At 37.3% G+C, this 25,861-nt stretch carries 23 protein-coding genes; 17 read left to right on the forward strand and 6 right to left on the reverse strand.

Features of this window, described 5'->3' with window-relative positions; all coding sequences use genetic code 11:
- Nucleotides 1–127: 127 nt before the first annotated feature.
- Nucleotides 128–2,434 (reverse strand): RNA polymerase recycling motor HelD, encoded by a 2,307-nt coding sequence (gene helD, locus AC3WSK_RS15115; protein ID WP_492414206.1) that lies wholly within the window; start codon nucleotides 2,432–2,434, stop codon nucleotides 128–130.
- A gap of 1,368 nt (nucleotides 2,435–3,802) precedes the next feature.
- Nucleotides 3,803–4,993 (reverse strand): coenzyme F420-0:L-glutamate ligase, encoded by a 1,191-nt coding sequence (locus AC3WSK_RS15120; RefSeq protein WP_079562426.1) that lies wholly within the window; start codon nucleotides 4,991–4,993, stop codon nucleotides 3,803–3,805.
- Between the two features lie 224 nt (nucleotides 4,994–5,217).
- On the opposite strand from AC3WSK_RS15120, the gene AC3WSK_RS15125 reads away from it, so the two are divergent.
- Nucleotides 5,218–6,138 (forward strand): LysR family transcriptional regulator, encoded by a 921-nt coding sequence (locus AC3WSK_RS15125; protein WP_079562425.1) that lies wholly within the window; start codon nucleotides 5,218–5,220, stop codon nucleotides 6,136–6,138.
- Nucleotides 6,139–6,211: 73 nt separating this feature from the next.
- On the opposite strand, the gene AC3WSK_RS15130 is transcribed toward AC3WSK_RS15125, so the two are convergent.
- Nucleotides 6,212–7,093 carry a LysR family transcriptional regulator gene (locus AC3WSK_RS15130; RefSeq protein WP_079562424.1) on the reverse strand — a complete coding sequence of 294 codons (882 nt, stop codon included), beginning with the start codon at nucleotides 7,091–7,093 and terminating at the stop codon, nucleotides 6,212–6,214.
- Nucleotides 7,094–7,206: 113 nt separating this feature from the next.
- On the opposite strand from AC3WSK_RS15130, the gene AC3WSK_RS15135 reads away from it, so the two are divergent.
- Nucleotides 7,207–8,226 carry a YeiH family protein gene (locus AC3WSK_RS15135; RefSeq protein WP_079562423.1) on the forward strand — a complete coding sequence of 340 codons (1,020 nt, stop codon included), beginning with the start codon at nucleotides 7,207–7,209 and terminating at the stop codon, nucleotides 8,224–8,226.
- A 118-nt stretch (nucleotides 8,227–8,344) separates the two neighbouring features.
- On the opposite strand, the gene AC3WSK_RS15140 is transcribed toward AC3WSK_RS15135, so the two are convergent.
- The gene (locus AC3WSK_RS15140; RefSeq protein ID WP_079562422.1) at nucleotides 8,345–8,680 is read right to left on the reverse strand and encodes a heme oxygenase; all 336 of its coding nucleotides are present in this window, start codon (nucleotides 8,678–8,680) and stop codon (nucleotides 8,345–8,347) included.
- Nucleotides 8,681–8,948: 268 nt separating this feature from the next.
- Between AC3WSK_RS15140 and AC3WSK_RS15145 the strand changes: the two genes are divergently transcribed.
- From AC3WSK_RS15145 to AC3WSK_RS15205, 13 genes are all read left to right on the forward strand, one after another.
- Nucleotides 8,949–9,635, forward strand: a complete 687-nt coding sequence (locus AC3WSK_RS15145) for a response regulator transcription factor (protein WP_079562421.1) — start codon at nucleotides 8,949–8,951, stop codon at nucleotides 9,633–9,635.
- Nucleotides 9,619–11,046, forward strand: coding sequence for a sensor histidine kinase (locus tag AC3WSK_RS15150; protein WP_492414207.1), 1,428 nt, complete (start codon nucleotides 9,619–9,621; stop codon nucleotides 11,044–11,046). Before AC3WSK_RS15145 ends, AC3WSK_RS15150 begins: the two co-directional genes overlap by 17 nt.
- 128 nt (nucleotides 11,047–11,174) lie before the next feature.
- Nucleotides 11,175–12,038, forward strand: coding sequence for a peptidylprolyl isomerase (locus AC3WSK_RS15155; RefSeq protein WP_492414208.1), 864 nt, complete (start codon nucleotides 11,175–11,177; stop codon nucleotides 12,036–12,038).
- 12 nt (nucleotides 12,039–12,050) lie between these two features.
- Nucleotides 12,051–12,752, forward strand: a complete 702-nt coding sequence (locus AC3WSK_RS15160; RefSeq protein WP_492414209.1) for a polyphosphate polymerase domain-containing protein — start codon at nucleotides 12,051–12,053, stop codon at nucleotides 12,750–12,752.
- Nucleotides 12,753–12,769: 17 nt separating this feature from the next.
- Nucleotides 12,770–13,453 carry a DUF4956 domain-containing protein gene (locus AC3WSK_RS15165; protein ID WP_079562417.1) on the forward strand — a complete coding sequence of 228 codons (684 nt, stop codon included), beginning with the start codon at nucleotides 12,770–12,772 and terminating at the stop codon, nucleotides 13,451–13,453.
- Nucleotides 13,454–13,485: 32 nt separating this feature from the next.
- Nucleotides 13,486–15,279, forward strand: coding sequence for a CotH kinase family protein (locus AC3WSK_RS15170; RefSeq protein WP_492414210.1), 1,794 nt, complete (start codon nucleotides 13,486–13,488; stop codon nucleotides 15,277–15,279).
- A gap of 86 nt (nucleotides 15,280–15,365) precedes the next feature.
- Nucleotides 15,366–15,968 (forward strand): class I SAM-dependent methyltransferase, encoded by a 603-nt coding sequence (locus AC3WSK_RS15175; protein WP_492414211.1) that lies wholly within the window; start codon nucleotides 15,366–15,368, stop codon nucleotides 15,966–15,968.
- 517 nt (nucleotides 15,969–16,485) lie between these two features.
- Nucleotides 16,486–17,703, forward strand: a complete 1,218-nt coding sequence (locus AC3WSK_RS15180; RefSeq protein WP_079562414.1) for an ABC transporter substrate-binding protein — start codon at nucleotides 16,486–16,488, stop codon at nucleotides 17,701–17,703.
- Nucleotides 17,704–17,965: 262 nt separating this feature from the next.
- Nucleotides 17,966–18,841: a branched-chain amino acid ABC transporter permease gene (locus AC3WSK_RS15185; protein WP_079562413.1), complete on the forward strand. Its 876-nt coding sequence runs from the start codon at nucleotides 17,966–17,968 to the stop codon at nucleotides 18,839–18,841.
- Nucleotides 18,842–18,854: 13 nt separating this feature from the next.
- On the forward strand, nucleotides 18,855–19,790 hold the full coding sequence (locus tag AC3WSK_RS15190) for a branched-chain amino acid ABC transporter permease (protein WP_079562454.1): 936 nt from the start codon (nucleotides 18,855–18,857) through the stop codon (nucleotides 19,788–19,790).
- Nucleotides 19,790–20,569 (forward strand): ABC transporter ATP-binding protein, encoded by a 780-nt coding sequence (locus AC3WSK_RS15195; RefSeq protein ID WP_079562412.1) that lies wholly within the window; start codon nucleotides 19,790–19,792, stop codon nucleotides 20,567–20,569. Before AC3WSK_RS15190 ends, AC3WSK_RS15195 begins: the two co-directional genes overlap by 1 nt.
- A complete protein-coding gene (locus AC3WSK_RS15200) occupies nucleotides 20,569–21,276 on the forward strand; it encodes an ABC transporter ATP-binding protein (RefSeq protein ID WP_079562411.1) in 708 nt (235 codons plus the stop codon). Before AC3WSK_RS15195 ends, AC3WSK_RS15200 begins: the two co-directional genes overlap by 1 nt.
- Nucleotides 21,277–21,587: 311 nt before the next feature.
- A complete protein-coding gene (locus AC3WSK_RS15205) occupies nucleotides 21,588–22,082 on the forward strand; it encodes a cupin domain-containing protein (protein WP_492414212.1) in 495 nt (164 codons plus the stop codon).
- 45 nt (nucleotides 22,083–22,127) lie between these two features.
- Here AC3WSK_RS15205 and AC3WSK_RS15210 read toward each other — a convergent pair whose 3' ends face one another.
- On the reverse strand, nucleotides 22,128–22,847 hold the full coding sequence (locus AC3WSK_RS15210; RefSeq protein WP_492414213.1) for a DUF6904 family protein: 720 nt from the start codon (nucleotides 22,845–22,847) through the stop codon (nucleotides 22,128–22,130).
- A gap of 22 nt (nucleotides 22,848–22,869) precedes the next feature.
- Nucleotides 22,870–23,571, reverse strand: a complete 702-nt coding sequence (rluF, locus tag AC3WSK_RS15215; protein ID WP_079562407.1) for a 23S rRNA pseudouridine(2604) synthase RluF — start codon at nucleotides 23,569–23,571, stop codon at nucleotides 22,870–22,872.
- A 323-nt stretch (nucleotides 23,572–23,894) separates the two neighbouring features.
- Between rluF and adh the strand changes: the two genes are divergently transcribed.
- Both adh and AC3WSK_RS15225 read left to right on the forward strand, forming a co-directional pair.
- Nucleotides 23,895–25,415 carry an aldehyde dehydrogenase gene (adh, locus tag AC3WSK_RS15220; protein WP_492414214.1) on the forward strand — a complete coding sequence of 507 codons (1,521 nt, stop codon included), beginning with the start codon at nucleotides 23,895–23,897 and terminating at the stop codon, nucleotides 25,413–25,415.
- Nucleotides 25,416–25,436: 21 nt separating this feature from the next.
- A complete protein-coding gene (locus AC3WSK_RS15225; protein WP_079562405.1) occupies nucleotides 25,437–25,796 on the forward strand; it encodes a DUF779 domain-containing protein in 360 nt (119 codons plus the stop codon).
- Nucleotides 25,797–25,861 lie beyond the last annotated feature (65 nt).

The following is a 25,861-nucleotide window of genomic DNA, read 5'->3' on the forward strand; positions in this document are numbered from 1 at the left end:
ATTTCGGTAATGCCATAGGACGTGGTGTCCTTAGACTGAGTTCCTCTATTTCAGCTGATGTTTGGACACCCGAAAAGTAGCTTAAATCCGCATTTATCTCACCACCTGGGAACTTCGCTGAAATAAGTTAAAGCTTTAAAAAATGTGTTAACTCATTAATGGAATAGATATGCAATTCGTGCATAGCTCGTGTACAAGCTGTGTAGAAATAATTACGTTCTGTTTCTCTAGAATAAGTAGCTGCGGAAGCATTGTATATTAAGACAGCGTCGAATTCAATTCCTTTTGCCATATAAGCAGGCAACAGTAAAATACCTTTTTTAAATTGATTTGTATGATGGGTAATGAGCTGAATATCTACTTGGTCTTTCATTTGATCAAAAACCTTCGTACACTCTTGCTCTGTTTTACAGATGACTGCAATTGTTTCAAAATTTAGGGACAAGCTGTTAATCTTTTCGACAAGCTGTTCGATTAAATCTATTTCATTCGAAACAATCGTGATAGTCGGTTCGGGACCAGTTCGATTAAAGGCCTCTACTTTTGCGTCCTCATGTAAAATCTTTGAAGTAAGGTGAATAATTTGTTTTGTTGAGCGATAACTTTTCGTTAATATTATTTTTTCTGCTTGTTCACCATACAATTGTGGCGTCAGCAGTGAAGGGTTTTTAAAGGTATGAGGATGGATAGTTTGATGTCCATCTCCTAATATAGTCATACGTGCACGTGGGAATAATTGTTGTAATACAAATAGCTGAAATGGAGAATAGTCTTGTGCTTCATCAACTAAAACATGACGAATCATCGTATTTGTTCGTTGACCTTCTATTTTGTCCTGCAAATATAAAAATGGAGCGGCATCTTCATATGAAATAATGCGCTTTGTTAAATTAGGGAGCGTTTGTTGACAGATTTCTTCCCAATGGTCGGGTAAAAAGTTCTGTAATTGCTGATGAATAGTATTGTTCATATCAAACAGTTGACGATAAATGCCTAACAAATGAACGAACTTTAATTGTTTCACAGATTGACGAAGTGGCTTGAGCTGTTTTTTGACAATTTGGATGGCTATTTTTTTGCGCTCTTGCTCAAAATCATCAAAGGAGTTTTCTGAAAAGCGACCTTCGTGTAAAAGATCACTATAGGTTTTTGTATATTCTTCAATGTCTAACAATTCACTAGCTTCTTCTACCCATTCTTTCGTCCGTTCTGTCTTTTCAATTTTCGATAATTGTTGTAACAACCATTCTTTCACTAACTGCAGTCGATTTGGGATGGGAATTGTCGCATTGAACGAATAAAAATACTCAGCAATTTTTTGCGCTGTAATAATTCTTTCTCCTCGAAAAACAATGTTTTTAAATAGCAAACCGTCATTGGCAAGGTACTCTATATATTTGTCCATCAATTCTCGATATTGGAGGCTAGCTTTGAAAGAAATAGTAGTAAGCTTCGTTTGGTAGAGCAAGTCATCTTTCTCTGTTAAAATTGACTCCAATTGCTCGTAAGGATATTCCAATTGGAACTGTCGACCTAAACGTTTTGTTGCATATTCGGAGAAGGTTAATTGCTGCATATTATCTTCACCTAAATCCGGTAAAACGGTATGGACATATTGATTAAAGAGCTGATTTGGTGTAATCAATAAAATTTGATCAGCAGTAATTTGGTCTCGATAATGATACAACAAATAAGCAACACGTTGGAGAGCAACAGCTGTTTTTCCACTACCCGCGACACCCTCTACGATGAGATAAGGCGTGTTAACATGTCGAATAATTTTATTTTGTTCGGCTTGAATCGTTGCTACGATGCTGCGGATATGTTCATTTGCATTTTGAGCGAGAATATCGAGTAATAAGTCATCACCAATTGTTAATCCTGTATTAAACATCGATTGCAATTGACCATTCTTAATGATAAATTGCCGCTTTAAAAGCATCTCACCTTGAATGCCGTCGGTCGCCGTTTCATAAGTGGCTGGGCCAGGGGTGTAATCATAATACATACTTGATATAGGGGCTCGCCAATCATAAATTAGTATGTTTTCATTCTCTTCATCCATTAAGGTTGCTACACCGATATAAATCTTTAAAGGTTCGTTTTGCCCATCCTGTAAAAAATCAATGCGAGCAAAATAGGGGGATTGCAGTAAACGGTCATAAGTTTTTACATCCTTGATGGCACGTTGCTGAGCATGTTGAGAATCGGATAAGAGCTCCGCCTGTTGTTTAATAGCATAATAAGTTTCGTCTATATCCTCAGGAGTATCTAAATTCACTCTGACGTCATCCCAAAAGGTTTTCTTTAATGTTAAAACATTGTTTCTAACATCCTTTTCCTTTTGTAGTAACTCCTCCTTTTTGTGACCAACTGTATTTAAACAAAGAACAAGATACTGATTTTCTTCTGTCCGTTCATATTGCTTTTCCAATGTTACTCACATTCCTTTCAATATGGATTATTTAGAATCGGGAAATTTATCATACAGCTAGTTAGGAAAGAAGTATAGTCTAGTAATTTTGGTAAATTTATGATATAATAAAATTATAAAAGAAAATCAGATTTTTAACAAAAAGACTGCTCCGAAAAAGTTGGGGCAGTCTTTTTTGTATCCGTATTTATCTATTTGAAAAGGAGTTACTTTTATGAATATGCTCCTAAATTTTGGTATGAAATTATGTATATAAGTTGAGTGAGGTTATTCGACCCCCGTGGGGTTCAACGTCACAGATAAGACTATGGAGCGAGCGTTATGACTAAAGTGGCTTATAGGATGCCCTATAGAAAAGCGCTTAGTCGAAATGGGAATCAACCTCGTTATGGTGATTACCTAGTGTTCCTTCTATATCATTTAGATCATCGGAAATTATTCTCGGTATTTTAAAGTTAACTTGATGATTAATATTGATAAGTAAGAAGAATAGTCGTTAATCCCAGAAAAAGAGCTTTTGTAAATGATATAGACATTTGGTGGGGGCGAAAAATGAAGGTGATATTTACAGTTTGGTACCTGAATGTGGGGAGAGTACGTTTGTTAAGGGGCTAACGAAAAGCGAAAACACACATATTCTTTCAAGGGATGCTATACGTTAAGAGTTTTTTGGAGGTGCTGCAAGATAGAAATTACGAATGGTATTCTATGTTTTGTGTGAGCGTTTGAATGTGGCTAAAGGTCAATTTGTGATTGTTGATGTGACAAATATCGAACGGGGATGAGGGGTATTTAATATAGGTAAAATGTATGTTTTTTAGTAAAATTGATGTTGTGATTTTGATGAAAGAAATATGATGTTATTATCAAAAAAACAATAAATAGAGAGAGGGGATTCGATAGTAATAATGGGGGAAATGAGCAGGAATATAGAGTTTCCAATACTGGGGGAGGGGATGGAAAGGTTCATATTGCGCACGAAGGGAGCTTGTATGAATTCTCAAAAGAGTAATATCCAAAGTCGACGCACCAAAGAGGAGCTTTATATATATATATGAATGAAAACAGTCCAATATGCTGATTTTTGATAGAACTTAGAAAAGTTTGTGAGAAAGGATCAAGTTCGAACAAGTGAACGTTGGCTAAACGAAAAAGAGACTCCAAATCATTTGAAATAAGTATGATGTGAAAAGGGAAGTAAAACAAACAGAAAATATATAATATATATGAGGAAGTAAACGGTGGCAGTGTGTCTCTTTAGAGAATAGGGATCCATAGGTTCGATTTCTGTTATCCGCATAAAATAAAATGGCATACTATATAAAAAATGAACGCCCAAACGATAATGGGAGTTCATTTTTGTAGCTGTTATTTTGTATAGTTATCGAAATAACCTTGGATATAAATCATCGGTGTTCCTTTGTCGCCTGAACCTGAAGTTAAATCTGAAAGAGAGCCGATTAAGTCTGTTAAACGACGAGGCGTTGTACCTTGAGCGGCCATTTGCCCAGTTAAATCTTCATCTTTGTTTTGGATATACTCAGAAATTGCTGCTTTTAATTCTTCGCCGCGAAGCTCTGAAAAATCGTTATCTGCTAAGTATTTTAGTTTTACTTCGTTTGGTGTGCCATCTAATCCGGCTGTGAAAGCTGGAGAAACAACAGGGTCAGCTAACTCCCAAATCTTGCCCACAGGATCTTTAAAAGCACCATCACCGTAAACCATTACTTCAACTGTTTTACCAGTAGCTTCTTTGATCTTTGCTTGGATGCCATCAACGATTGGTTGGCAAGTATGTGGGAATAATTTTACGCTATCTTCAGTAGCTTTATTTGAACCAAGTAGACCATATTCGGCATTAAAGCCAGAGTCGTTATTAGGCTCAGATAAAATATTATCAAGACTGTATACTTTTTCAGCACCATTTGCCGTTAAAATACGTTTTGTACGTAAACGTGTATGAATATCACATGTTAAAACGCTCTTCGTAAAATCTAAAATTGTTTTTGGGTTGTTTGAAAAGATAACTTCACAAGACGCGCCTTCAGCTTCGATTAGTTCTTTATAATATTCAATATAATCTACGCCTGTAAATGTATGTTTTTTATAGCCGAAATGCTCACGGAATTCAGCCTCAGTTAAAGTATCTGTCCAAGGATTAATCCCTTTTACATCTAGCTCATCGATATCAACTAGGTGGTTCCCAACTTCATCAGATGGATAGCTAAGCATAAGAACAACTTTTTTTACACCTTTTGCAATACCGCGTAAGCAGTTAGCGAAGCGATTGCGGCTTAGGATTGGAAAAATAACACCAACAGTATCATCACCAAATTTAGCAGCTACGTCCGCTGCGATGTCATCGATGGATGCATAGTTACCTTGTGCACGCGCTACGACAGATTCTGTTACTGTGACGATGTCGCGATCTTCAATTGAATAGCCTTCAGTCTTTGCTGCGTTTAATACTGTATCAACAACAATTTGCTCAATATTATCGCCTTCGTTAATAATTGGACCACGAAGACCTCTTACTACTGTACCAACTACACGTTCCAAAATAATCTCTCCTTATTAATAGATAAATGTATGATTAATAGTATGCCTCGGCATAATTACGTCTGGAACCGGCTGTGTTTCATAAAAAACTCCTTGCCGATTCTTTTTCGCCTACTGAAAAAAGTTAAATATTGTGAAATTAAATCAATATGGTTTTACTATACGCCTCTTTAATGATATAAGTAAAATTAATAGTTCGTATAATAGCTATAAGAGGTGCTTATATGATAGGGAAATTAGATTTATATCGAGTTTTTAGTATTGTTGCTAAAAACAATAGCTTTTCAAGTGCTGCTAAAGATTTATATATGACTCAACCAGCTGTTAGCCAAGCTATGATGCAATTAGAAAAGGAGCTCGGCACACGTCTTTTTAACCGCACACCTAAAGGGGTGACGTTAACAACTGAGGGCAGCCTTCTGTATGAATATACAAATTCAGCATTAGGCCTTTTAGATGCTGGCGAGGAGAAGCTGCTGGAATTTAAAAATTTAACAACAGGTCAGTTGAAAATTGGGGTAGGGGATACAATTTCTCGTTTCTTTTTAATGCCTTATCTAGAGGCGTTTCATACGATGTACCCAAATATAAAATTACAAATGTTAAATGGAACGACTTCGGAAATTTGTAATTTTATTAAATCTGGTGAGGTTGATATAGGACTTTGTAATTTTCCGATAGAAGATCCGACATTACAGTTAACCACTTGCACGGAGGTTCAAGATATTTTTGTATGTGGTGAGAAGTACAAAACGTTGGCTTCAAAAAGTATAAGCTTTGAGGATTTGCTAAAATTTCCACTTATTTTTTTAGAGAAAAAATCAAATTCAAGAAAGTACGTAGAAGATTACTTATTTGCAAGAGGAATCCACATTGAACCTGAGTTTGAGCTTGGTTCACATGATCTAGTGCTTGAATTTGCACGAAGTAATTTAGGGATTGCCTGTGTAACGAAAGAATTTTCGAAGGATTATTTGCAACGAGGCCTTTTATATGAGTTAACATTAACAGAAAGTATTCCAACACGAAGCATTGGCATGTGTTATTTGAAAAGTGTGCCTTTATCTCGAGCAGCGTTGAAATTCGTAGAAATTATTGAGCAAAAGCAGGAGCGTAAACGTATAAACCCAAGAACTTTAAAGTGAGACCTCACATAGTATATTTCCTTCGACACATAATAGCTTTTCAACAACAAGAAGCTTAGCGAATTACTAGTCGCTAAGCTTTCTTTAATAATGCCTCTATAAGAGTGTCAACATTGCGTTTGTTTTTCATTGTAGGTGAGTACAAATAAGAAAATGTTCGTGTAAAATGTTGATTTTCGAGAGGTAAGATTTTTATATCATTATTTTTTAATTCACGCTCAATGACACTAGCGGACAGTAATGAAAGTCCAAGCCCTTGAATCACGCTTTCTTTCACACCTTGATTACTACTAATAGTAAGAAGTGAACGTACTTGGAGCCCGTTTGCTCTAAATAAATGATCTAAGTAATAACGTGTGCCAGAGCCATCTTCACGTGCAACCCAATTTTGCTGCTGTAAGTCCGCAACCGTAATAGTTGGTACCTTTGCAAGAGGGTGATTACTCGCACTGACAATAAATAATTCATCTTGCATAAACGGATGAATAATAAGTTCATGGTCATGTGCCTGTCCTTCAATAAGACCGATATCGACTTGTAACAATTTTGTATATTGAATGATTTCTTTCGTATTGCCAATAATAACTTGAAGCTCTAACTGAGGGAATTGCTGTTGTAAGCTAGCTATAATAGGAGGCAAAATATATTCGCCAATTGTAAAACTAGCCCCAATCACAAGCGTCCCTTGAATTTCATGATGATAGGTTAAAATATCTTCCTTTGCTGCTTCCGCAATGGCCAGCATCTGTTTAGCTCGTTTATATAAAATTTCTCCAGTTGGGGTAATTTGTACAGATTTTGGTGAACGGATAAACAAGGTCGTTTGAAATTCTCGTTCTAAGTTTTTAATGTGTAAACTGACACTCGGCTGTGAAATATGAAGTATTTCGGAGGCTTTCGTAAAATTATTGATCTCCACCAGTGTGATAAACGTTTTTAAAGCATCGTACTGCATATCATCACTCCTATCATTAGAAATATTAATAATTGCCATTATATATATGTATTTTACTGATGATTAACTTTCTAATAAAGTAATAATCATCAAGGATGAAAGAAGTGAACAACATGGATAATGGCCAACGTAGGTTAAAAAGTTTCCTGGCCCCAGCGTTTATGAAGGGGATATTGTTGACACTCATTATTGCCTTAGTGGCGAAGTATATTTCGACATTTCCGTTCTTCTCAATATTAGGGCAGCTTGTCATTGCCATTATATTAGGTATGGCTTGGAGAGCAACCTTTAAGGTGCAGGATTCATGGCAAACAGGCATCACATTTTCAAGTAAAAAATTATTACGCCTCGGCATTATTTTATTAGGTATGCGTTTGAATTTAATGGATATTTACAATGCTGGAACGAGTGTCTTCCTTATTGCGTTTATTAATCTAGTATTTGCTTTGCTGGTTGTATATGGCTTAACGAAGGTATTTCATGTCGATAAGAAGCTCGGCATATTAACAGCTTGTGGCACAGCTATTTGTGGAGCTGCTGCCGTCGTTGCTATTGCTCCTCAAATTAAAGCAAATGAAAAAGAGACAGCAGTGGGCGCAGCGATTGTTGCATTATTAGGGACTGTATTCACATTAGTCTATACGGTGTTATACTCAGTATTTAACTTAACTCCTACTGAATATGGTATTTTTGCGGGAGGCACTTTACATGAAATTGCTCATGTTATTGCGGCAGCCTCTGCTGGTGGGAATGAAGCAATTGATATGGCGGTTATTGTGAAGCTAACACGTGTCGCATTGCTTGTACCAGTAGCCATTGTCATCGGTATTTTATATCGGAGAATTGACAAGAGGCAGGAAAAGGAAGGATTTTCATTGTCGATCATTCCATGGTTTATTCTCGGATTTTTAGCGATGAGTGCTATTAATTCGTTAGGGATTGTACCAGCTAATGTAGCGCAAACATTTGTAAATACCGCTTATATTTTAATAGGGATGGCGATGGCCGGACTAGGTTTAAATGTAGACATAAAAACATTTAAACAATTAGGTGTAAAGGCGTTTATTGCCGGACTAATCGGTTCGGTTTGTTTATCAATACTTGGATATGTTTTAGTTATTTTCATGCGATAAAGTATTAAAAAACCTGCATTTTTAAAAATGCAGGTTTTTTTTAGATAGAATCAGAAGATATGTTAGTTATTATCCCGCTTCCTCGGTAATAGTGAGGATAGGAGATACAAATTAAAAGTTAGCGTAATGCTTCAATTGAAGAAGCTAATTCAGCTATAACTATTTTGCTACCGATCATTGGACTGTTTTCAGGTTTTCCACCCTCAGAGCTTTGTCCAGGACGGTGATGTGCCGCAGCGAATGCATCGCTATTACGCCAAGCTTGGAAATGCTCCTTCGTCTCCCAGTACATATTGACGCTCATTTCGTCATAAGTCGGATCATCAGTTGAAATTAGTACCTCTACTTTATGGAAGCCTTCAAACTGTTGTAGAGGACCTGGTTTTGTAAAGTTCGGTGCCATTTTTGCAGCAAATCCCGGTTTGACTTGAATACGATTTGTAACAATAATCATGCTTTTCCCCCCTAATCATTTTTAGTTAATAAAATCTACTATATGAATGAATTATCAATGATTATCATTCGCAATCAATGATAATTGTCTTAGGAAGACATTGTCAATAGATTTAAATTGTAAATAGCTCGATATTTGAAGTGTTGGATCCATACATGGAAATATACTTCGCTATAAGAATGAACAGACGCACTAGTTCCTGACATTTAACTGACATAAACCGATGATATAATGAAAATACGAATGAGCTGGTAACGAGGTGAAGGACATGGCAAAAATATTAGTAGTAGAAGACGAATATGCAATAAGCCAAGTTTTGAAGGCATATTTGAAAAAAGTAGGCTTTGATGTTATGCAATGTTTTAATGGTGGACAGGCATTGGATATGTTTCAAAAGGTTCAGCCTGATTTAGTATTACTCGATATTATGTTACCAGAAAAAAACGGTTGGTTTATTCTAAAGGAAATTAGAGAATGTAGCTCTAGTCCAGTTATCATGCTAACGGCATTAGGTGATGTAAATTATCGATTAGAGGGTTTTGATCAAGGGGCAGATGATTATATTGCAAAGCCATTTATAGCTGATGAGGTAGTGGCAAGAGTAAAGGCAGTTTTAAGACGAGCTGAAGGACGTCATAAATCTGCAGAAATAAAACGCTTTGGTGAGCTAGAGATTGATATGAAAGCCCACCGAGTGCTACTTAAGGGAGAAGAAATCGTCTTAACGCCTAGAGATTTATCTGTGCTTTTATTTTTAGCAGAACACCCAAATCAAACATTTACACGGGATCAACTGATCGATCAAGTTTGGGGCTGGGAATATGAAGGTAGCGATAGAGCGGTTGATTTAGCTGTGAAGCGACTCAGAAAAGTACTTAAGGAGTGGGATGAGGAAGAGGGCGAAATAAAGACACTACGTGGATTGGGGTATCAGCTAAGTGTTCAAAAAAAATAAGCGAATATCTTTACTCAACTACTGGACAAGTCGCTATTTATTAACGCTATTTGTAGGTTTAGCAATTATCTCTTTGATTTCTGCGGCGTGGATTCGTCATACAGCGTTTCAAAATCGACTAGAGTTGATGGAATTTTTAGCAGACGAGACTGTATATCGCCTAACTGATCTTTCAAGTCAAAACAATGGACATATGGGCGGTATTCCAGGTTTTATTGGCAATCGTGAACGGTTTACTATGAGAGAAATTGACCCCATTTTGTATGTCGTAGATAAGGAAGGGAATATAGTAAATAGCAATCGACCGGTGCCACCGGGGAATGCCAAAAACGTTGCCAGCTTGCTAGATAGTGAAGAGGGGACAAAGAAAATAACTGCAGCGAATGATGGACAAGAGTTGGTCCAATATGTCGTAAAACGAAAACTTGAAAAGGACAATAAAGTAGTTGGCTGGGTGCTTGTTTTAGAGAAGAAAGACAATTTAACGAAGGTTAATCAAGCATATGGACAACTGGCACTACTAATTGGAGCACTTGCCGTATTAGGTTGGGGGGCTATTTATTTTTTATCAAAACGTTTAGCGCATCCAATAAAACAAGTTGCCGAAGCTGCAAAGCAAGTTCAAGAAGGAAACTATACATTTGATTTGCCTCAAAATAATAAGGAAGAAGAAATTTATGAGCTCGTTACGTCTTTTAAGGAAATGGCGAATAAGCTAGAGCAATTAGAAAAGACTCGAACAGAGTTATTAGCAGGGGTCACCCATGAGCTAAAAACACCAGTCACATCAATTAGTGGGTTATTGCAGGCAGTGAAAGATGGTGTCGTTACAGGCCAAGACGCTAGTGAATTTATTCAAATGGCACTAGTAGAAACGATGAAAATGAAAACAATGGTTGGCGATTTACTAGCTTTTAATCATTTTGCGGTAGATGCAATTCCCGTGAAGCTTGAAACAGTAAGTGTTAATCAATTATTACGTGATGCCGTAGCACAGTGGGAAGTAATGCAAGATGACGAAAATGTAAAAATACAACTGGATTACCTTGCAGAATCCGTTGATGTACAGGCTGATGTAGTAAGAATACAGCAAATAATTACGAATTTATTGACGAATGCAAAGCAGGCTATGCAGGAAGGGATCGTTACCGTAGTGCTTATGGAAAAAGAGGATGCTGTATTAATTACTGTAAGGGACACTGGATACGGTATTCCTCAAGAAGATCAAGCATTTATCTTTGAGCGTTTTTATAGAGGCGAAAATAAAAAATATGCGGTCCGTGGATTAGGTTTAGGATTATCGCTTAGTAAAATGATGGCGCAATCTATAGGTGGTGATTTACGCTTAATTGGCAGTAATTCATCTGGAACATGCTTTGAAATAACATTGAAAAAGGCTACTACGCTCTAAAAGGCGTGGTAGCTTTTTCTTTGTAAGAAACTTTGAAGGGCATGTTAAAGCCGACATCTGACTGACACATTAGACCTTTATAGTAGGCATTGTAAACGAGAAAACCAAAAGAAAGGACGGGATCAAGGATGGCCGCAAACAAAGGGTTTTTCCGAATAATCGCCTTACCTGCTACGTTATTAATGCTACTAGCTGGATGTGGTGAGAGTAACGATTATGTGGCGAAGGTTGACGGTGAAAAGATTTTACAAACTGAATTAGATGACGCATTGCGTGAACAATACAGTACAGAAGTACTAGATACACTCATTATCAATAAAATAGTTGAGTTAGAGGCGAAAAAAGAGGGCGTTTCTGTATCTGAGGACATTATTCAAGGAGAGTATGAGGAGTTAGCGGAGTCGTATGGCGGAGAGGAATCTTTACAAGCAGCACTAGAGGAAAATGGGCTGACAGAGCAAAGTGTGAAGGATAATATTCACATGTATCAACTTACGAAAAATGTTATTGCTACAACCGTTGACATATCAGATGAGGAAGTAGCTCAATATTTTGAAGACAATAAAGATAGCTATGGACAAAAAGAAGAGGTCGTAGCCAGTCAAATTTTATTGGAGGATGAAACAACAGCAAAAGACGTGCTAGCAAAAATAAAAGCAGGTGAGGATTTTGCAGATTTAGCAAAAACATATTCAATTGATACAACAACGAATGAGGCTGGCGGGGAAATAGGCTATATTAGCCGAGGACAAATGGAGGAGCAGTTTGAGGAAGTAGCATTTGGCCTTGAAAAGGGTAGCATCAGCGACATCGTACAAACATCAGAAGGCTATCACATTATTAAAGTAACCGATAAAGTACCGGCAGAAGAGGCAGTATTCGAGGATATAAAAGATGAAGTTTATGCAACGGTACTTGAGGAGCGCATAAATGAAGAGTATGCGTCTTGGTTAGCTGAAAAGCAAGAGCAATACAAAATTGAAAAAATGTAAGGAGTGAACTATATGCCTACTCTTACTTCGTTTAATCCTAACGGTCGAAAGGAGATTAAACAGGCAATCTCCTATCTGGACTATGCATTATTAAAAACTAAACTTCGGCATGTGATGCAGTTAGACAAGCATGCTGGGTTGAATGGTAAGTATTTAATTCGCAGCACATACTTTGATAATTTTGCAAACAAGGTTCTAAATGAGAAAAAAGAGGGTTTTATCAATCGAGATAAATATCGAGTACGAATGTATGGTAAGTCCACAGCGATTATAAATTTGGAGCGGAAAAGTAAACGTAATAATGTAACGTATAAAACGAAATGTGCCATATCTCAAAAGGAATTTGAAAAAATGCGCGTTGGGGATATCGCTTGGATGGAGGAAGACAAACGAGCGTTAATTCAAGATTTATATCAGGAAATGAAGTATCACCAATTGAAACCGATGACAGTTGTCGATTACGAGCGTGAGGCTTACATCTATCCCTTTGGAAATGTGCGTGTCACTTTCGATAGTAAGGTACAGTCAAGTCTCCGCAATACAGATATGTTTCATCCAAAACTGCCGATGGTGGATGTACTTGAGCCAAACTTAGTTATTTTAGAAGTGAAATATGATGAGTACTTGCCGGATCTTATTAAATACTTACTTCAATCAGTAGATACACGTGCTGAGGCATATTCAAAATATCAGCTTAGTCGCATGTACGGCTAATAAAGGAGAATTGAACAATGGATACAATAAAATTTAATGATATTTTTAAATCTAACTTTTTAGAGAAAACAACATCATTTTCATTAATAGATTCAATGATTGGATTAGTTGTAGCTTTTTTTGTCGGGCTTTTTATTTATGCAGTTTACAAGAAAACCTTTAATGGAGTAATTTACTCTCATTCCTTCAATATTTCGTTGCTCATTATGACAATGGCAACAGCTCTAGTAATTATGGGGATAAGTTCAAACGTCCTGTTATCACTAGGTATGGTTGGTGCGCTATCGATCGTGCGTTTCCGTACACCTATTAAAGACCCGATGGATTTAGTCTATATTTTCTGGGCAATAGTTTCTGGGATTCTTTGTGGAGCAGGATTTATTCCGCTTGTTATTATTGGCGCAGTTTTAATCGGTCTTGTACTACTAGTGTTTGTAAACAAAATTACTGTGGAAAATCCGTATTTATTAATTGTGAAATTTGAAGAAGACTTTGCTTGTGAAGAAGTGGAGCGCATTATTGCGGCACAATCTAAAAAATTTGCTTTAAAATCAAAATCCATTATGTCGGATGAGGAGATTGAAACAACCTATGAAATTCGTGTTAAACAAAATGATGCAAAATTGATGGACAATCTTACAAAAGTACCTGGAGTAAAATCTGCAGTAATGCTTAGTTATGATGGTAATTTCACTGCTTAGTAACCACTCTAGAGTGAAGAGAGGTGCAATAAATGATTAAAACAAGGGTTGTCTATTTTTGTATGGCGATTCTTCTACTTCTCTTTGTCATGATGTATGCTGTGCTTCCAAACGTAGGCATTGAAACGAAAAATACCGAGTTTTCCTATGAGACCATTGTGTTTAATAAGAATAAGGTAACGACGGTAGATATTGAAATAGCCGAAGAAGATTGGGCGGACATGCTAGAAAATGCGGCAGCAGAGGAGCTAAAGAAGGCGAATATTACGGTAAATGGTAAGAAAATAGAAAATGTAGCAATTCGCACAAAAGGAAACTTATCATTGCGTTCAGTAGTTGCGAGCGACTCAGATCGCTATAGTTTAAAAATTGATTTCGATTATTACGATGATACACAAAGCTTATATGGCTTAAAAAAGATTAATTTAAACAATAATTACAGTGACTCAACATTAATGCGAGAATATATTTCTTATGAGCTCATGGAACAGATGGGGCTACCAACACCAGCCCATTCATATATGAACGTAACTGTAAATGGGGAAGAGCGTGGGCTATTTTTAGGGGTAGAAGCTGTAGATGAAACTTTCCTAGCTAATAATTACGGTTCTAATGATGGATTTTTATTTAAGCCAGATGGAACAGGTAGTGATTTAAAATATATTAGTGATAATATAGCTGATTATACGGGAATAGGCTTAAAAACGAACGAAGGCAATATTGATCAATCCAAATTTATTGAGATGATTGAAGCGATTAATAATGGCGATAATATAGAAAAATATATTGATGTCGATGAAATGCTACGTTATTTTGCTGTGAATACAGCACTTGTAAATCTGGATAGTTACCAAGGAAATATGAAACACAACTACTATTTGTATGAGAACGGTGGTGTGTTTTCGATTATCCCTTGGGATTATAATATGTCCTTTGGTGGCTTTGGTGTTGGAGGCGGTCGAATGGGTGACAATAATAAAATCCGGCCCAATGCTGATATAAAAACGCTAGATAATACACAGACGAATGAGAAATCAGATAGATCAAATAATGTTAAGCAACAACAGCAAGGAAGACAGCCAAATGGTGACCAGAATCAGGGTGGACTCAATATGGGGTTTGAAATGTCTAGCAATTTGATGGCAGATAGTGCTATTAACTTTAGTGTGACTACACCTATATCTGGCACAACATTAGAGGAGCGGCCGCTATTAAACGCCTTACTCTCAAATGAAGAGTATCGTGCTAAATACGAAGCTTATTTAGAAGAGCTAGCGACTAATTACTTAACAGAAGATAACGTAAAGAACATTACGAAACAATTAGCATTGCTATTAACAACTTATGTGGAAGCAGATACTACAAAATTCTCTACAACAGAACAGTTTATAGAAGCAGTAGAAGGAGAAAATAGTCTCTCTGAATTTGCAAAACAACGCTCTGACTCTATTTTAAAACAGCTGTCAGGGGAACTTGTTGTGGAAGCAACTACAGCATCACAAGAAAATATGGGAATGCCTAATTTAAACGAAAATGGTGACATGGACATCCCGACACAAAGACCAGAGAACTTCGATCTGGATCAAATGCCAGAAGATTTTGATCCTTTACAAGCCCCTCCATTTAATCAAAATGGCGATAATCAGGGAGAACCTGTGCAACGACCTGACCAAAATGGAGGACCCATGTGGCCTAACCAAGGCGATGAGCAATTAAAGCAAGAAACTGTTATTGATAAAAATACAATTCTTACAATGATTGTTTGTTTTGCCTTATTAATAGCAGCGCTTTTCTTTGTTTTAAAATTTAAGCGAAGAGGTCGTTAAAAAATAACCATATCCGAAACTTTTGGGTATGGTTTTTGCTTTTTATCGTGCTACAATTAATCATTCTTTTTTTTAGGAGTTTTATTATGAATGAACATCAATTTGATAAATGTTTACATATTAACACAGTAGGTGAACAATACGGCTTCCCGAAGCTAGCTCACTACCATCGCTATGAGCCAACGCCATATGCTGGCTTAGAACAATTATTTTCGGAGTATGAAATGCCTGATCATCCAGTATTTATTGATATGGGATGTGGAAAAGGGAGAGTCCCTATTTATGTACATCACAAATTTCATATTCCTACAATTGGGGTAGAAATGGATGCAGGTTTTTATACAGAGGCAGAGAATAATAAAAAGAACTATCTTCAAAAGAAGAGTGCTCAAGCTCCGATTTCCTTTATTCATTCAATAGCGGAAGACTATGCTATACAACCATGCGACACAGTTTTCTTTTTCTTTAATCCGTTTTCAATCAATATTTTCCGTACAGTTATTCATAATATTTGGAAGTCTTATGAATTGCATATGCGCGAAATTCATATTATTTTATACTACCCACCATATGATTATTTGCAGTTTTTACATCATGGTACACCTTTTGAATTAATCCATGAGGTCCATCTTGAAAATGAAACAAATATTAACGAGCGCCTCTGTGTGTTTGCATTGAAAAAAGCTTAGAGCTGAGCAATAGTCCAGCTTTAAGCTTTTTTAATTTTTTTCCGATTCCGGGCACAATAATGCCAAGGCATAATTGATGAAGGTTTAGCGACTAAAAGCAAAAGACCGATGATTACCCCTCTACTTCTATTTATTTCCTAGGTAATAAATAGTTATTAGTAATTTCATATAAACACAACCATTTTAGTACCTGATATTCTAGATCATGCAATTTCTGATTTCTTTTTACGAGACTTTATCGAAAAAAATAATCGGAAATGATAGGTTTGTATGAATATTCACAATAAATTAATGGATAATTCACAAATTACTAATTATACAGAAAAATCACTCTAGACTAAATATAAAGAATGTTTTACAATGTAAAAGTCCTAAATGAATAATAGTTTGATTCACTTAAAGATAGATAGTTATAAATTATAATTTTGGTTATTTTTGTTATTGAGCAAATGCTATTAATTGTTTATAATTATCTGAAATATCTAATATTTGAGAAAATTCTAGGGGGAATAAAATTATGAGAGAGAACAAAAAGCTTAAAAAGTTTGGCTCACTTCTAGTTGCATCTTCACTACTTGCAGGAGTTCTTGCTGGCTGTGGTGGCGGAGATAGTTCAAGTTCAGGAGGAGGGTCATCATCAGGTGGTGGTTCTGACGGTGATACTATTAAAATCGGTGCAAACTTAGAACTTTCGGGGAACGTAGCTTCTTATGGTTCTTCGATTGGTGTAGGTGCAGACCTAGCAGTTAAAGAAATTAATGATAAAGGCGGAATCGACGGTAAAAAAATTGAGCTTGTTAAAGTAGATAACAAATCTGAAAACTCAGAGGCTACTGCAGCAGCTCTTAAACTAGCAACACAAGATAAAGTAGTAGCAATGCTAGCTCCAGCGACTTCTGGTAATACAGTTGCTACTGTTCAAATTGCGAACAGCAATAAAATCCCGATTGTTACAGGTTCAGGTACTGCTCCTAACATTACAGTCAATGATGATGATAGCGTTAACGAATATGCATTCCGTACTTGTTTCATTGACCCATTCCAAGGGATTGTAGCGGCGAACTTCGCTTCAGGTGAATTGAAAGCTAAAAATGTAGCTATTTTTGCGGACAACGCATCTGACTATGCAAAAGGTTTAGCAAAATCATTTAAAGATACAATCACTAAAAATGGTGGGAAAGTTGTAAAAGAAGAGGCATATGTCGCTAAGGATACTGACTTCCGTACACAATTAACAAATATTAAAGCAGCTAAACCAGACTTTATCTTTATCCCAGGATACTATGAAGAGGTTGGTTTAATTGTTAAACAAGCACGTGAAATGGGCATCGATGTTCCATTGATGGGGGCTGACGGTTGGGATTCACCAACTTTAGTTGAACTAGCTGGTGCGAAAGCGCTGAATAACACGTATATCACAAACCATTATTCTGCAGAAGATCCAGATCAAAAAATTCAAGATTTTGTAAAGGCGTTTAAAGCAGCGAACAGTGATAAAGCACCAGATGCATTCAATGCACTTGGCTATGACACAATTTACTACATTGCGGATGCTATTAAGCGAGCTGGCTCTACGGATGGGGAAGCTATTAAAACTGCTTTAGCTGACACAAAAGATCTTTCTTTAGTAACAGGTACTTTCTCGGTTGACGAAAATCATAACCCAATTAAAACAGCAACAGTTCTTGAATTTAAAGACGGTAAACAAGTGTTCAACTCTAAAGTTAATCCTTAATGTTTTCTTGGCAAGGGGAGGCGGGTAAACACGCCTTCCTTTTTATGTTACCTTCATTCAGTGAGGCTCTCGCCATTGAAGGTGATGAGATGAATGCGGATATAGTTTCATTACCGTGTTCAAAATATCTAAAGCGAGATTGCTAGATAGACCAAGAAAAAAATTTTTAAAGACGACACAATTTACTCTATTTTCAATAATAACATGTAGTAGTAAATTCTATTTTTGCATTTTTCAGAAAAATAAAGGGGAGTGAACGCTTATGGAATGGATACAGCAGCTTGTGAACGGTATTTCACTAGGTAGTATCTACGCATTAATAGCGCTAGGGTATACGATGGTATACGGGATTATTAAGCTGATCAACTTTGCCCACGGTGATGTTTTCATGATTGGGTCATTTATTGGCTTTTACGCAATTGCTAAATGGGAGCTGGGCTTCTTCCCAGCGCTATTATTGGCGATGGTGGTCTGTGCAATCTTTGGTGTTTTAATAGAACGTATTGCTTATAAGCGTTTACGAAATGCTACACGTATTGCAGCTTTAATTACGGCAATAGGTGTATCGCTACTAATTGAATATACAACGATCTACTTCAGAGGTGCGCAACCGGCTGCATATCCTGAAGTCATTACAAATAAATCATTTGATGTTTTTGGTGTTCAAATCAGTAGTACATCAATATTAATTTTATCTGTAGCAATTGTACTGATGATTCTTTTACAATTCATCGTACATAAAACTAAAATCGGGAAAGCGATGCGTGCGGTTTCTCATGATGCAGATGCAGCACGTTTAATGGGTATTAACGTAGATAATACAATTTCAGCAACATTCGCGATTGGTTCTGCTCTAGCTGGAGCAGCAGGCGTTATCTTTGGTGTTTACTATACGAAAATAGATCCATTAATGGGCGTTATTCCAGGGGTTAAAGCCTTTATCGCCGCGGTACTTGGTGGTATTGGGATTATTCCAGGTGCTATGGTTGGCGGTATGTTGTTAGGTGTAGTGGAATCATTAGTAAGTGCACTTGGTTTCTCTTTATGGCGCGATGCAGCGGCATTCGTTATTTTAATTTTAATTTTAATCTTCAGACCATCGGGTATCTTTGGTAAAAATGCCCGTGAGAAAGTGTAGGTGAGCGGTAATGATGAAAAAGTCTAAAGTTTTCTGGGGCTATGCCGTATTAGCGCTAGTCATCTATGCAGTTGTTCAAATCCTTATTTCTACAAACATTCTCGATATTTACTATCAAAATATGTTGATCACAATGTGTATTAACATCATGCTTGCGGTCAGCTTGCATATCGTTATTGGGATTACTGGTCAATTCTCGATTGGGCATGCCGGTTTCTTAGCAGTTGGAGCATATGTTTCTGCAATTATTACCACTAAGCTATTGCTTCCATTCCCATTAGCTATTTTCTTAGGGGCATTAGCAGCAGCTGTAGCAGGTTTAATCGTAGGTATTCCGACATTACGTTTAAAGGGTGACTATTTAGCAATTGCCACGCTTGGTTTTGCGGAAATTATACGTATTATCTTTTTAAATACGGACTATGTTGGTGGCGCGGCAGGGATGCAGGTTCTATATTTATCAAACTGGTCTTATGCATTCATAGGTGTTGTTCTAACAATTTTAGTCATCTCGAACTTTACGAATTCACGTCATGGACGCGCATGTATATCGATTCGTGAGGACGAAATTGCGGCAGATGCAATGGGTATTAATACAACCTACTATAAAGTTGTAGCTTTTGCGATAGGTTCCTTCTTCGCCGGTCTTGCAGGGGCCATTTTTGCACATAACTTTTACATTATTCAACCGACAACTTTCGGGTTCTTAAAATCATTTGATATTTTAATCTTTGTAGTACTTGGTGGCTTAGGAAGTCTTTCAGGATCTGTCATCGCAGCTATTTTCTTAACAGTAGTCTCAGCATATCTAGCAAACTTCCCAGAAACACGTATGATTATTTACAGTTTAGTATTAATAGTCGTAATGCTATATCGCCCAACAGGGTTAATGGGAACAAAAGAAGTTACGGACTTATTTAAGTTTGGTAAAAAAGGAGGTACAAAATAATGGCTGGAAACCTTCTTATCAATGTAGAAAACATGGGCATTCAATTCGGTGGTTTAAAGGCGGTACAGGGCGTTAATATGTACCTGAATCAAGGGGAGCTAGTAGGTCTTATAGGGCCCAACGGTGCTGGTAAAACAACTAGCTTTAACATGCTTACTGGAGTGTATATGCCAACGGAGGGCACGATTACATTTGACGGTTTAAAGTTGAACGGGCTTGCACCATATCAAGTAACACAAAAAGGTATTAGCCGTACGTTCCAAAATATTCGTTTATTTAAGGAGCTATCTGTTTTAGATAATGTTAAGGTAGCGAACCATTCGCTTGCCAAGCATTCTATGTGGTCTTCCATTTTCCGCTTGCCGAATCATTTTAAAGGTGAGGCAGAAATGGAGCATCAATCTATTGAATTTCTAAAAATCTTTGGTTTAGATGTTTATAAGGATGAGCTTGCAAAAAATTTACCTTATGGGATGCAGCGCCGATTAGAAATTGCTCGTGCCCTAGCTGCAAAACCTAAGATACTTTTATTGGATGAGCCTGCAGCAGGGATGAACCCGCAGGAAACGCATGATTTAATGGAATTAATAGCGTTTATTCGTAAAGAATTTGGCTTAACAATTCTTCTAATTGAACACGATATGAGCTTAGTTATGGGGATTTGTGAACGTATATACGTGCTCGATCACGGACAATTAATCGCAGATGGGACACCAGAAGAGATTCGCAACAATCCAAAGGTAATTGAAGCTTACCTTGGTGAGGAGGTTATCAGCTAATGCTAAAAGTACAAAATATAGATGTATTTTACGGTAATATTCAAGCATTAAAGGACCTCTCTTTAGAAGTAAATGAGGGTGAAATCGTAACGTTAATCGGTGCAAACGGTGCTGGTAAAAGTACATTATTAAAAACATTGTCGGGCCTATTAAAACCAAAGGGTGGCATCATTGAATATGAAGGCTTCTCTATCGCAGGGAAGGCTGCACAGACAATAGTAAAATCAGGCATTTCACATGTTCCAGAGGGGCGCCGTGTTTTTGCCAATATGTCCGTTGAGGAAAATTTAGAGCTAGGCGCATACCTTCGCAACGATAAGGCTGGCATAAAAAAAGATATGGATCATGTGTTTGAACTATTCCCACGTCTTTTCGAACGTCGGAAACAGCAATCAGGTACATTATCGGGCGGTGAGCAGCAGATGCTAGCGATGGGGCGAGCATTAATGGCAAAACCGAAATTGTTATTAATGGATGAACCTTCAATGGGACTTGCGCCACTCATGGTAAAAAATATTTTTAATATTATTGAGCAAGTCAACAAAGAGGGCACAACTGTATTGCTTGTTGAGCAAAATGCGAATATGGCATTATCGGTAGCGCATCGTGCGTACGTACTTGAAACGGGACGTATTGTATTATCAGGTACAGCAAAAGAGCTTCAAGAGAGTGACCAAGTAAAGGCTGCTTATTTAGGTGGTTTATAGAGGGAGAAGGCGTCTCAATTTTTGGGACGTCTTTTTTCGTATAAACGGAGGAGTGAACCGACAGATAGAAATGTTAAAGTGAAGGATAGAAGGGCTAGAGCGACGGATGGAACAATCAAAGTGACGGAAAGCAGGTCCAGAACGATGGATAGAACAATCAAAGCGACGGAAAGCAGGTCCAGAGCGACGGATAATTATCAAAGCGACGGAAAGAAAGGCCCAAACGACGGATACTACTTATCAAATTGACAAAATAGGAGTAGCTTTCATCTTTTATTATTTGGTAATGTGGAAGAAAGGAGTGATGTTGTATGAAGTATTCAGCACAATATTTTATCGAAAAATTAAATTTAGCAGAGCATCCTGAAGGAGGGTACTATATATCCTCGTTTCGGGCATCGGACGATATGGCTGTAAGAGATGTACAGAGACCTATTTATACAAGTATTTATTTCTTACTACGTTCACAGGATATATCGCATTTGCATCGTTTGAAATCAGACGAGCTTTGGTATTATCATGCTGGCAGCCCACTAACGGTCCATATGATTTTCCCGGATGGTACATATGAGGCGAAGAAGCTTGGATTAAATGTAGAGGCAGGAGAAGTACCACAAATCGCAGTACCGAAAAATACTATATTTGGCTCATCCGTAGAGGATGCAGATACATTTAGTTTAGTAGGCTGTATGGTTGCACCTGGCTTTGACTTTGAAGACTTCGAATTATTTACACAAGTTGAGCTATTAGCTGACTATCCACAGCACGAGGAAGTTATTCGAAAAATGGCTTACACGACAATATAGAAGAAAAGGAGCCGTCTCAAAATTAATTGAGACGGCTCTTTCTATCTACCACAAAATAGTTTCAGGATAATTAGTGTTAATTTCAATTTCATGTAACGCTTTTTTTGTAGTCATCGCAACTTCCATGAGCTGTGATTTTAACGCTACATATTCATCATCTTCTAACATCAAGCGCAGAGCAAATGCCGCTAAATGAGCTTTACGTGCCTCTAAATTTAAATGAATATACTCAAGATTTAAAACATCTACATACTGTGTGGCATAACGGAATGTTAATGGACTTTTAGTGTGCAGCATTCTTAAAAATACTAAGTATTCATCTTCATGGAGCTCCTGCTCTAAACAATTTGCAACAGCTGCCTGGAATTTACGAATTGTGGCAACGTCAATATTCCAATCAGAAGAATCAATTAGCTCTTGATGTAGGCGAATGAAATCGTTTAATGCGATAGCAGTAAAGATTAGCTCTGGCCAAAGAATCTCTGCTGCGAAATAAGCATTTTTGTTAGGGAAAATTAGTTCATGCTGTGTCAGAACACTTTTATTGAGCCCGTTGCTAACAAACTCAAGCTGATGCTTCCCCTTGGCAGCTTGACGGAGATTATAACAAACACTAAGAATGCGAAAGCGCGCTCCTTGATAATCATAATACTTGTTTTCATCACCAGTTATTTTGTAAATAGCATTAATCAGCTCATCTAAATCCCAAAAATCACCGCTAATACGTGCACCGGTTAACTGCTCAGTGCTTTGAATTGACAGCATAGTCCCATCCCCTTAAATGGCTTTATTTTGGTGTGTAATTAAGTAGTCTGAATAGTTCTGTTCGTTCTTTGTCTGTTAAATCGCGCCACTGTCCAACTTTTAAATTGCCAAGCTTTATATTCATAATACGAATGCGTTGTAGACGTTTAACGGAGTACCCAAGCGCTGAACACATACGACGTATTTGACGGTTTAAGCCTTGCTCTAAAATGATTTTAAAGACTTTATCAGATATTTTTTCAACATGACAAGGTAGGGTTGTAGTATCTAAAATATCTACACCAGCGCCCATTTTCTTTATAAATTGCTCCGTAATAGGTTTATCAACTTGCACGATATATTCTTTTTCGTGATGGTTTTCTGCACGTAAAATCTTATTGACGATGTCCCCATCGTTAGTCAATAATAATAGCCCTTCTGACTCTTTATCTAGTCGTCCAATATGGAAAATACGAAGAGGGTGGTTGACGAAATCAACGACATTTCCTTTTATATGACGTTCAGTTGTGCTTGTAATTCCTACTGGTTTGTTTAAGGCAATATAAACGAGCTGTTCTTCTTTTTTTACCTCTTTTCCATCAACGCAAACCATATCACCAGCCTCAACCTGACTGCCGACTGTAGCAAGTTCACCATTAATCGTTACTTTACCTTCTGCTATCCATTTATCTGCGCCTCGACGAGATATAATGCCTGTCTCACTTAAATATTTATTAATCCGCATACTGTTCTCCTATACATTTATATTATTTTTAAGTATACATTATAGTTGGTCAAACCGTGAATCCTAGAAGCTTTTCTAACAAATATAAGCCACTTTGCAAGCCTAATCACAAAGTCGATTCTAGAGGCTATTATGCCGAAGAATAATCGATTCAAGAATAGATTTCAGTATTAATTTAAAAAAATTTTAAAAAGTTGAAATTATTCTTTGTTTCTGACAATATATTGAGTAAGAGGGTATCTATGAAAATATCGTTATTTCGATGAAAATGGTGATTTTTGTAGATTATTTTCTCATTATTTTGTGTAAAGGGGAGAAGTAAAATGGTTTATGCATTTCCAAACACTGAAGGGTCGGTAGTTCAATTCAAAGAAAAATATGAAAATTACATTGGTGGGGAATGGACACCTCCAGTGAAAGGACAATACTTTGATAATGTTACACCTGTTACTGGACAAGTTTTTACACAATTAGCTCGTTCTACTGCTGAGGATATTGAACTTGCAGTTGATGCAGCACATGCCGCAAAAGAAGAATGGGGCAAAACATCTCCAACAGAGCGTGCAAACATTTTACTTAAAATTGCGGACCGCATAGAACAAAACTTAGAAAAGCTAGCCGTTGCCGAAACCTGGGATAACGGAAAAGCGGTACGTGAGACATTAAATGCAGATATCCCTCTTGCGATTGATCATTTCCGTTATTTTGCGGGGGCTTTACGTGCACAAGAAGGCGCGGTAAGCCAAATCGATAATGATACAGTCGCTTATCATTTCCATGAACCAATTGGGGTAGTAGGTCAAATTATCCCTTGGAATTTCCCGTTATTAATGGCCGTTTGGAAGCTAGCACCTGCACTGGCAGCTGGAAACTGTGTTGTGTTGAAACCTGCAGAGCAAACGCCAGCTTCGATAATGGTGTTCATTGAATTAATAGAAGATTTATTGCCATCGGGCGTACTTAATGTTGTGAATGGCTTTGGTTTAGAAGCAGGAAAACCATTAGCATCGAATCCACGGATCGGCAAAATTGCCTTTACTGGTGAAACTACGACAGGTCGCTTAATTATGCAATATGCTTCACAAAATCTTATTCCAGTTACATTAGAATTGGGTGGTAAGTCACCAAATATATTCTTTGAAGATATTATGGATGAAGACGATGCCTTTTTAGATAAAGCAGTTGAAGGTTTTGTATTATTCGCCCTAAATCAAGGTGAAGTATGTACATGTCCTTCTCGTGCAATCATTCAAGAGTCTATTTACGATAAATTTATGGAACGCGTCCTACAGCGTGTTGAAGCGATTAAAGTTGGGAATCCACTTGATCCGAATACGATGATGGGAGCGCAGGCTTCGAGTGAGCAAATGGAAAAAATCCTTTCTTATTTAGATATTGGTAAGCAAGAAGGTGCAGAATGTCTAATTGGAGGAGAGAAAAATAATGTAGGATCAGGTTTTGAAAATGGTTACTACATTAAGCCGACTGTCTTCAAAGGACATAATAAAATGCGTGTTTTCCAAGAAGAAATCTTCGGGCCAGTTGTTGCCGTAACAACATTTAAAACAAAAGAGGAAGCATTAGAAATTGCAAATGACACACTATACGGTTTAGGCGCAGGTGTATGGACACGTGATATGAATACGGCATATCGCTTCGGTCGTGGTATTCAAGCTGGGCGTGTTTGGACAAACTGCTACCATGCTTATCCTGCACATGCAGCGTTCGGTGGCTATAAAATGTCAGGTGTTGGTCGTGAAAACCATAAGATGATGTTAGCGCATTATCAGCAAACGAAAAACTTATTAGTTAGCTACAGCGAAAACAAACTTGGCTTCTTCTAATTAGTAGGGAGGTGCATGAGCGTGGTCATGCGTGTTTTGGCAACAGAAGAAGCGCTAGCACTAATCGAATTATTGAAAGAAAAGCACGGGCCCATTATGTTTCATCAATCAGGTGGATGCTGTGACGGCTCCTCGCCAATGTGTTATCCAGAGGGAGACTTACTATTAGGTGACCAGGATGTTTGTCTTGGAGAGATTGGTGGTGCTGCCTTCTACATGCATAAAAATCAATATGATTATTGGAAGCATACACAAATAATCTTGGACGTCGTCGACGGTAGAGGTGGTATGTTTTCACTGGAAGGCGTTGAAGGTAAGAGGTTTTTAACAAGATCAAGAGCCTTTTCCGCAGAGGAATTAAAAGAATTAGGATTAATTTAAGTACACCGAACAAGCAATTAAGCAAATTTTCTTTTATGGAAAGCGGCAAAAATATTGCCGCTTTT

The organism is Lysinibacillus sp. EB271-A1-10B (assembly GCF_058791335.1).

What these genes read in the sequence shown, in the direction of transcription:
- AC3WSK_RS15185 (WP_079562413.1), top strand. Translation starts at nt 17,966, where the DNA reads ATGGAATGGATACAGCAGCTTGTGAACGGTATTTCACTAGGTAGTATC.
- AC3WSK_RS15165 (WP_079562417.1), top strand. Translation starts at nt 12,770, where the DNA reads ATGGATACAATAAAATTTAATGATATTTTTAAATCTAACTTTTTAGAG.
- AC3WSK_RS15210 (WP_492414213.1), bottom strand. Translation starts at nt 22,847, where the DNA reads ATGCTGTCAATTCAAAGCACTGAGCAGTTAACCGGTGCACGTATTAGC.
- AC3WSK_RS15125 (WP_079562425.1), top strand. Translation starts at nt 5,218, where the DNA reads ATGATAGGGAAATTAGATTTATATCGAGTTTTTAGTATTGTTGCTAAA.
- rluF (WP_079562407.1), bottom strand. Translation starts at nt 23,571, where the DNA reads ATGCGGATTAATAAATATTTAAGTGAGACAGGCATTATATCTCGTCGA.
- AC3WSK_RS15200 (WP_079562411.1), top strand. Translation starts at nt 20,569, where the DNA reads ATGCTAAAAGTACAAAATATAGATGTATTTTACGGTAATATTCAAGCA.
- AC3WSK_RS15175 (WP_492414211.1), top strand. Translation starts at nt 15,366, where the DNA reads ATGAATGAACATCAATTTGATAAATGTTTACATATTAACACAGTAGGT.
- adh (WP_492414214.1), top strand. Translation starts at nt 23,895, where the DNA reads ATGGTTTATGCATTTCCAAACACTGAAGGGTCGGTAGTTCAATTCAAA.
- AC3WSK_RS15130 (WP_079562424.1), bottom strand. Translation starts at nt 7,093, where the DNA reads ATGCAGTACGATGCTTTAAAAACGTTTATCACACTGGTGGAGATCAAT.
- AC3WSK_RS15145 (WP_079562421.1), top strand. Translation starts at nt 8,949, where the DNA reads ATGGCAAAAATATTAGTAGTAGAAGACGAATATGCAATAAGCCAAGTT.
- AC3WSK_RS15155 (WP_492414208.1), top strand. Translation starts at nt 11,175, where the DNA reads ATGGCCGCAAACAAAGGGTTTTTCCGAATAATCGCCTTACCTGCTACG.
- AC3WSK_RS15135 (WP_079562423.1), top strand. Translation starts at nt 7,207, where the DNA reads ATGGATAATGGCCAACGTAGGTTAAAAAGTTTCCTGGCCCCAGCGTTT.
- AC3WSK_RS15195 (WP_079562412.1), top strand. Translation starts at nt 19,790, where the DNA reads ATGGCTGGAAACCTTCTTATCAATGTAGAAAACATGGGCATTCAATTC.
- AC3WSK_RS15205 (WP_492414212.1), top strand. Translation starts at nt 21,588, where the DNA reads ATGAAGTATTCAGCACAATATTTTATCGAAAAATTAAATTTAGCAGAG.
- AC3WSK_RS15180 (WP_079562414.1), top strand. Translation starts at nt 16,486, where the DNA reads ATGAGAGAGAACAAAAAGCTTAAAAAGTTTGGCTCACTTCTAGTTGCA.
- AC3WSK_RS15140 (WP_079562422.1), bottom strand. Translation starts at nt 8,680, where the DNA reads ATGATTATTGTTACAAATCGTATTCAAGTCAAACCGGGATTTGCTGCA.
- AC3WSK_RS15170 (WP_492414210.1), top strand. Translation starts at nt 13,486, where the DNA reads ATGATTAAAACAAGGGTTGTCTATTTTTGTATGGCGATTCTTCTACTT.
- AC3WSK_RS15190 (WP_079562454.1), top strand. Translation starts at nt 18,855, where the DNA reads ATGAAAAAGTCTAAAGTTTTCTGGGGCTATGCCGTATTAGCGCTAGTC.
- AC3WSK_RS15160 (WP_492414209.1), top strand. Translation starts at nt 12,051, where the DNA reads ATGCCTACTCTTACTTCGTTTAATCCTAACGGTCGAAAGGAGATTAAA.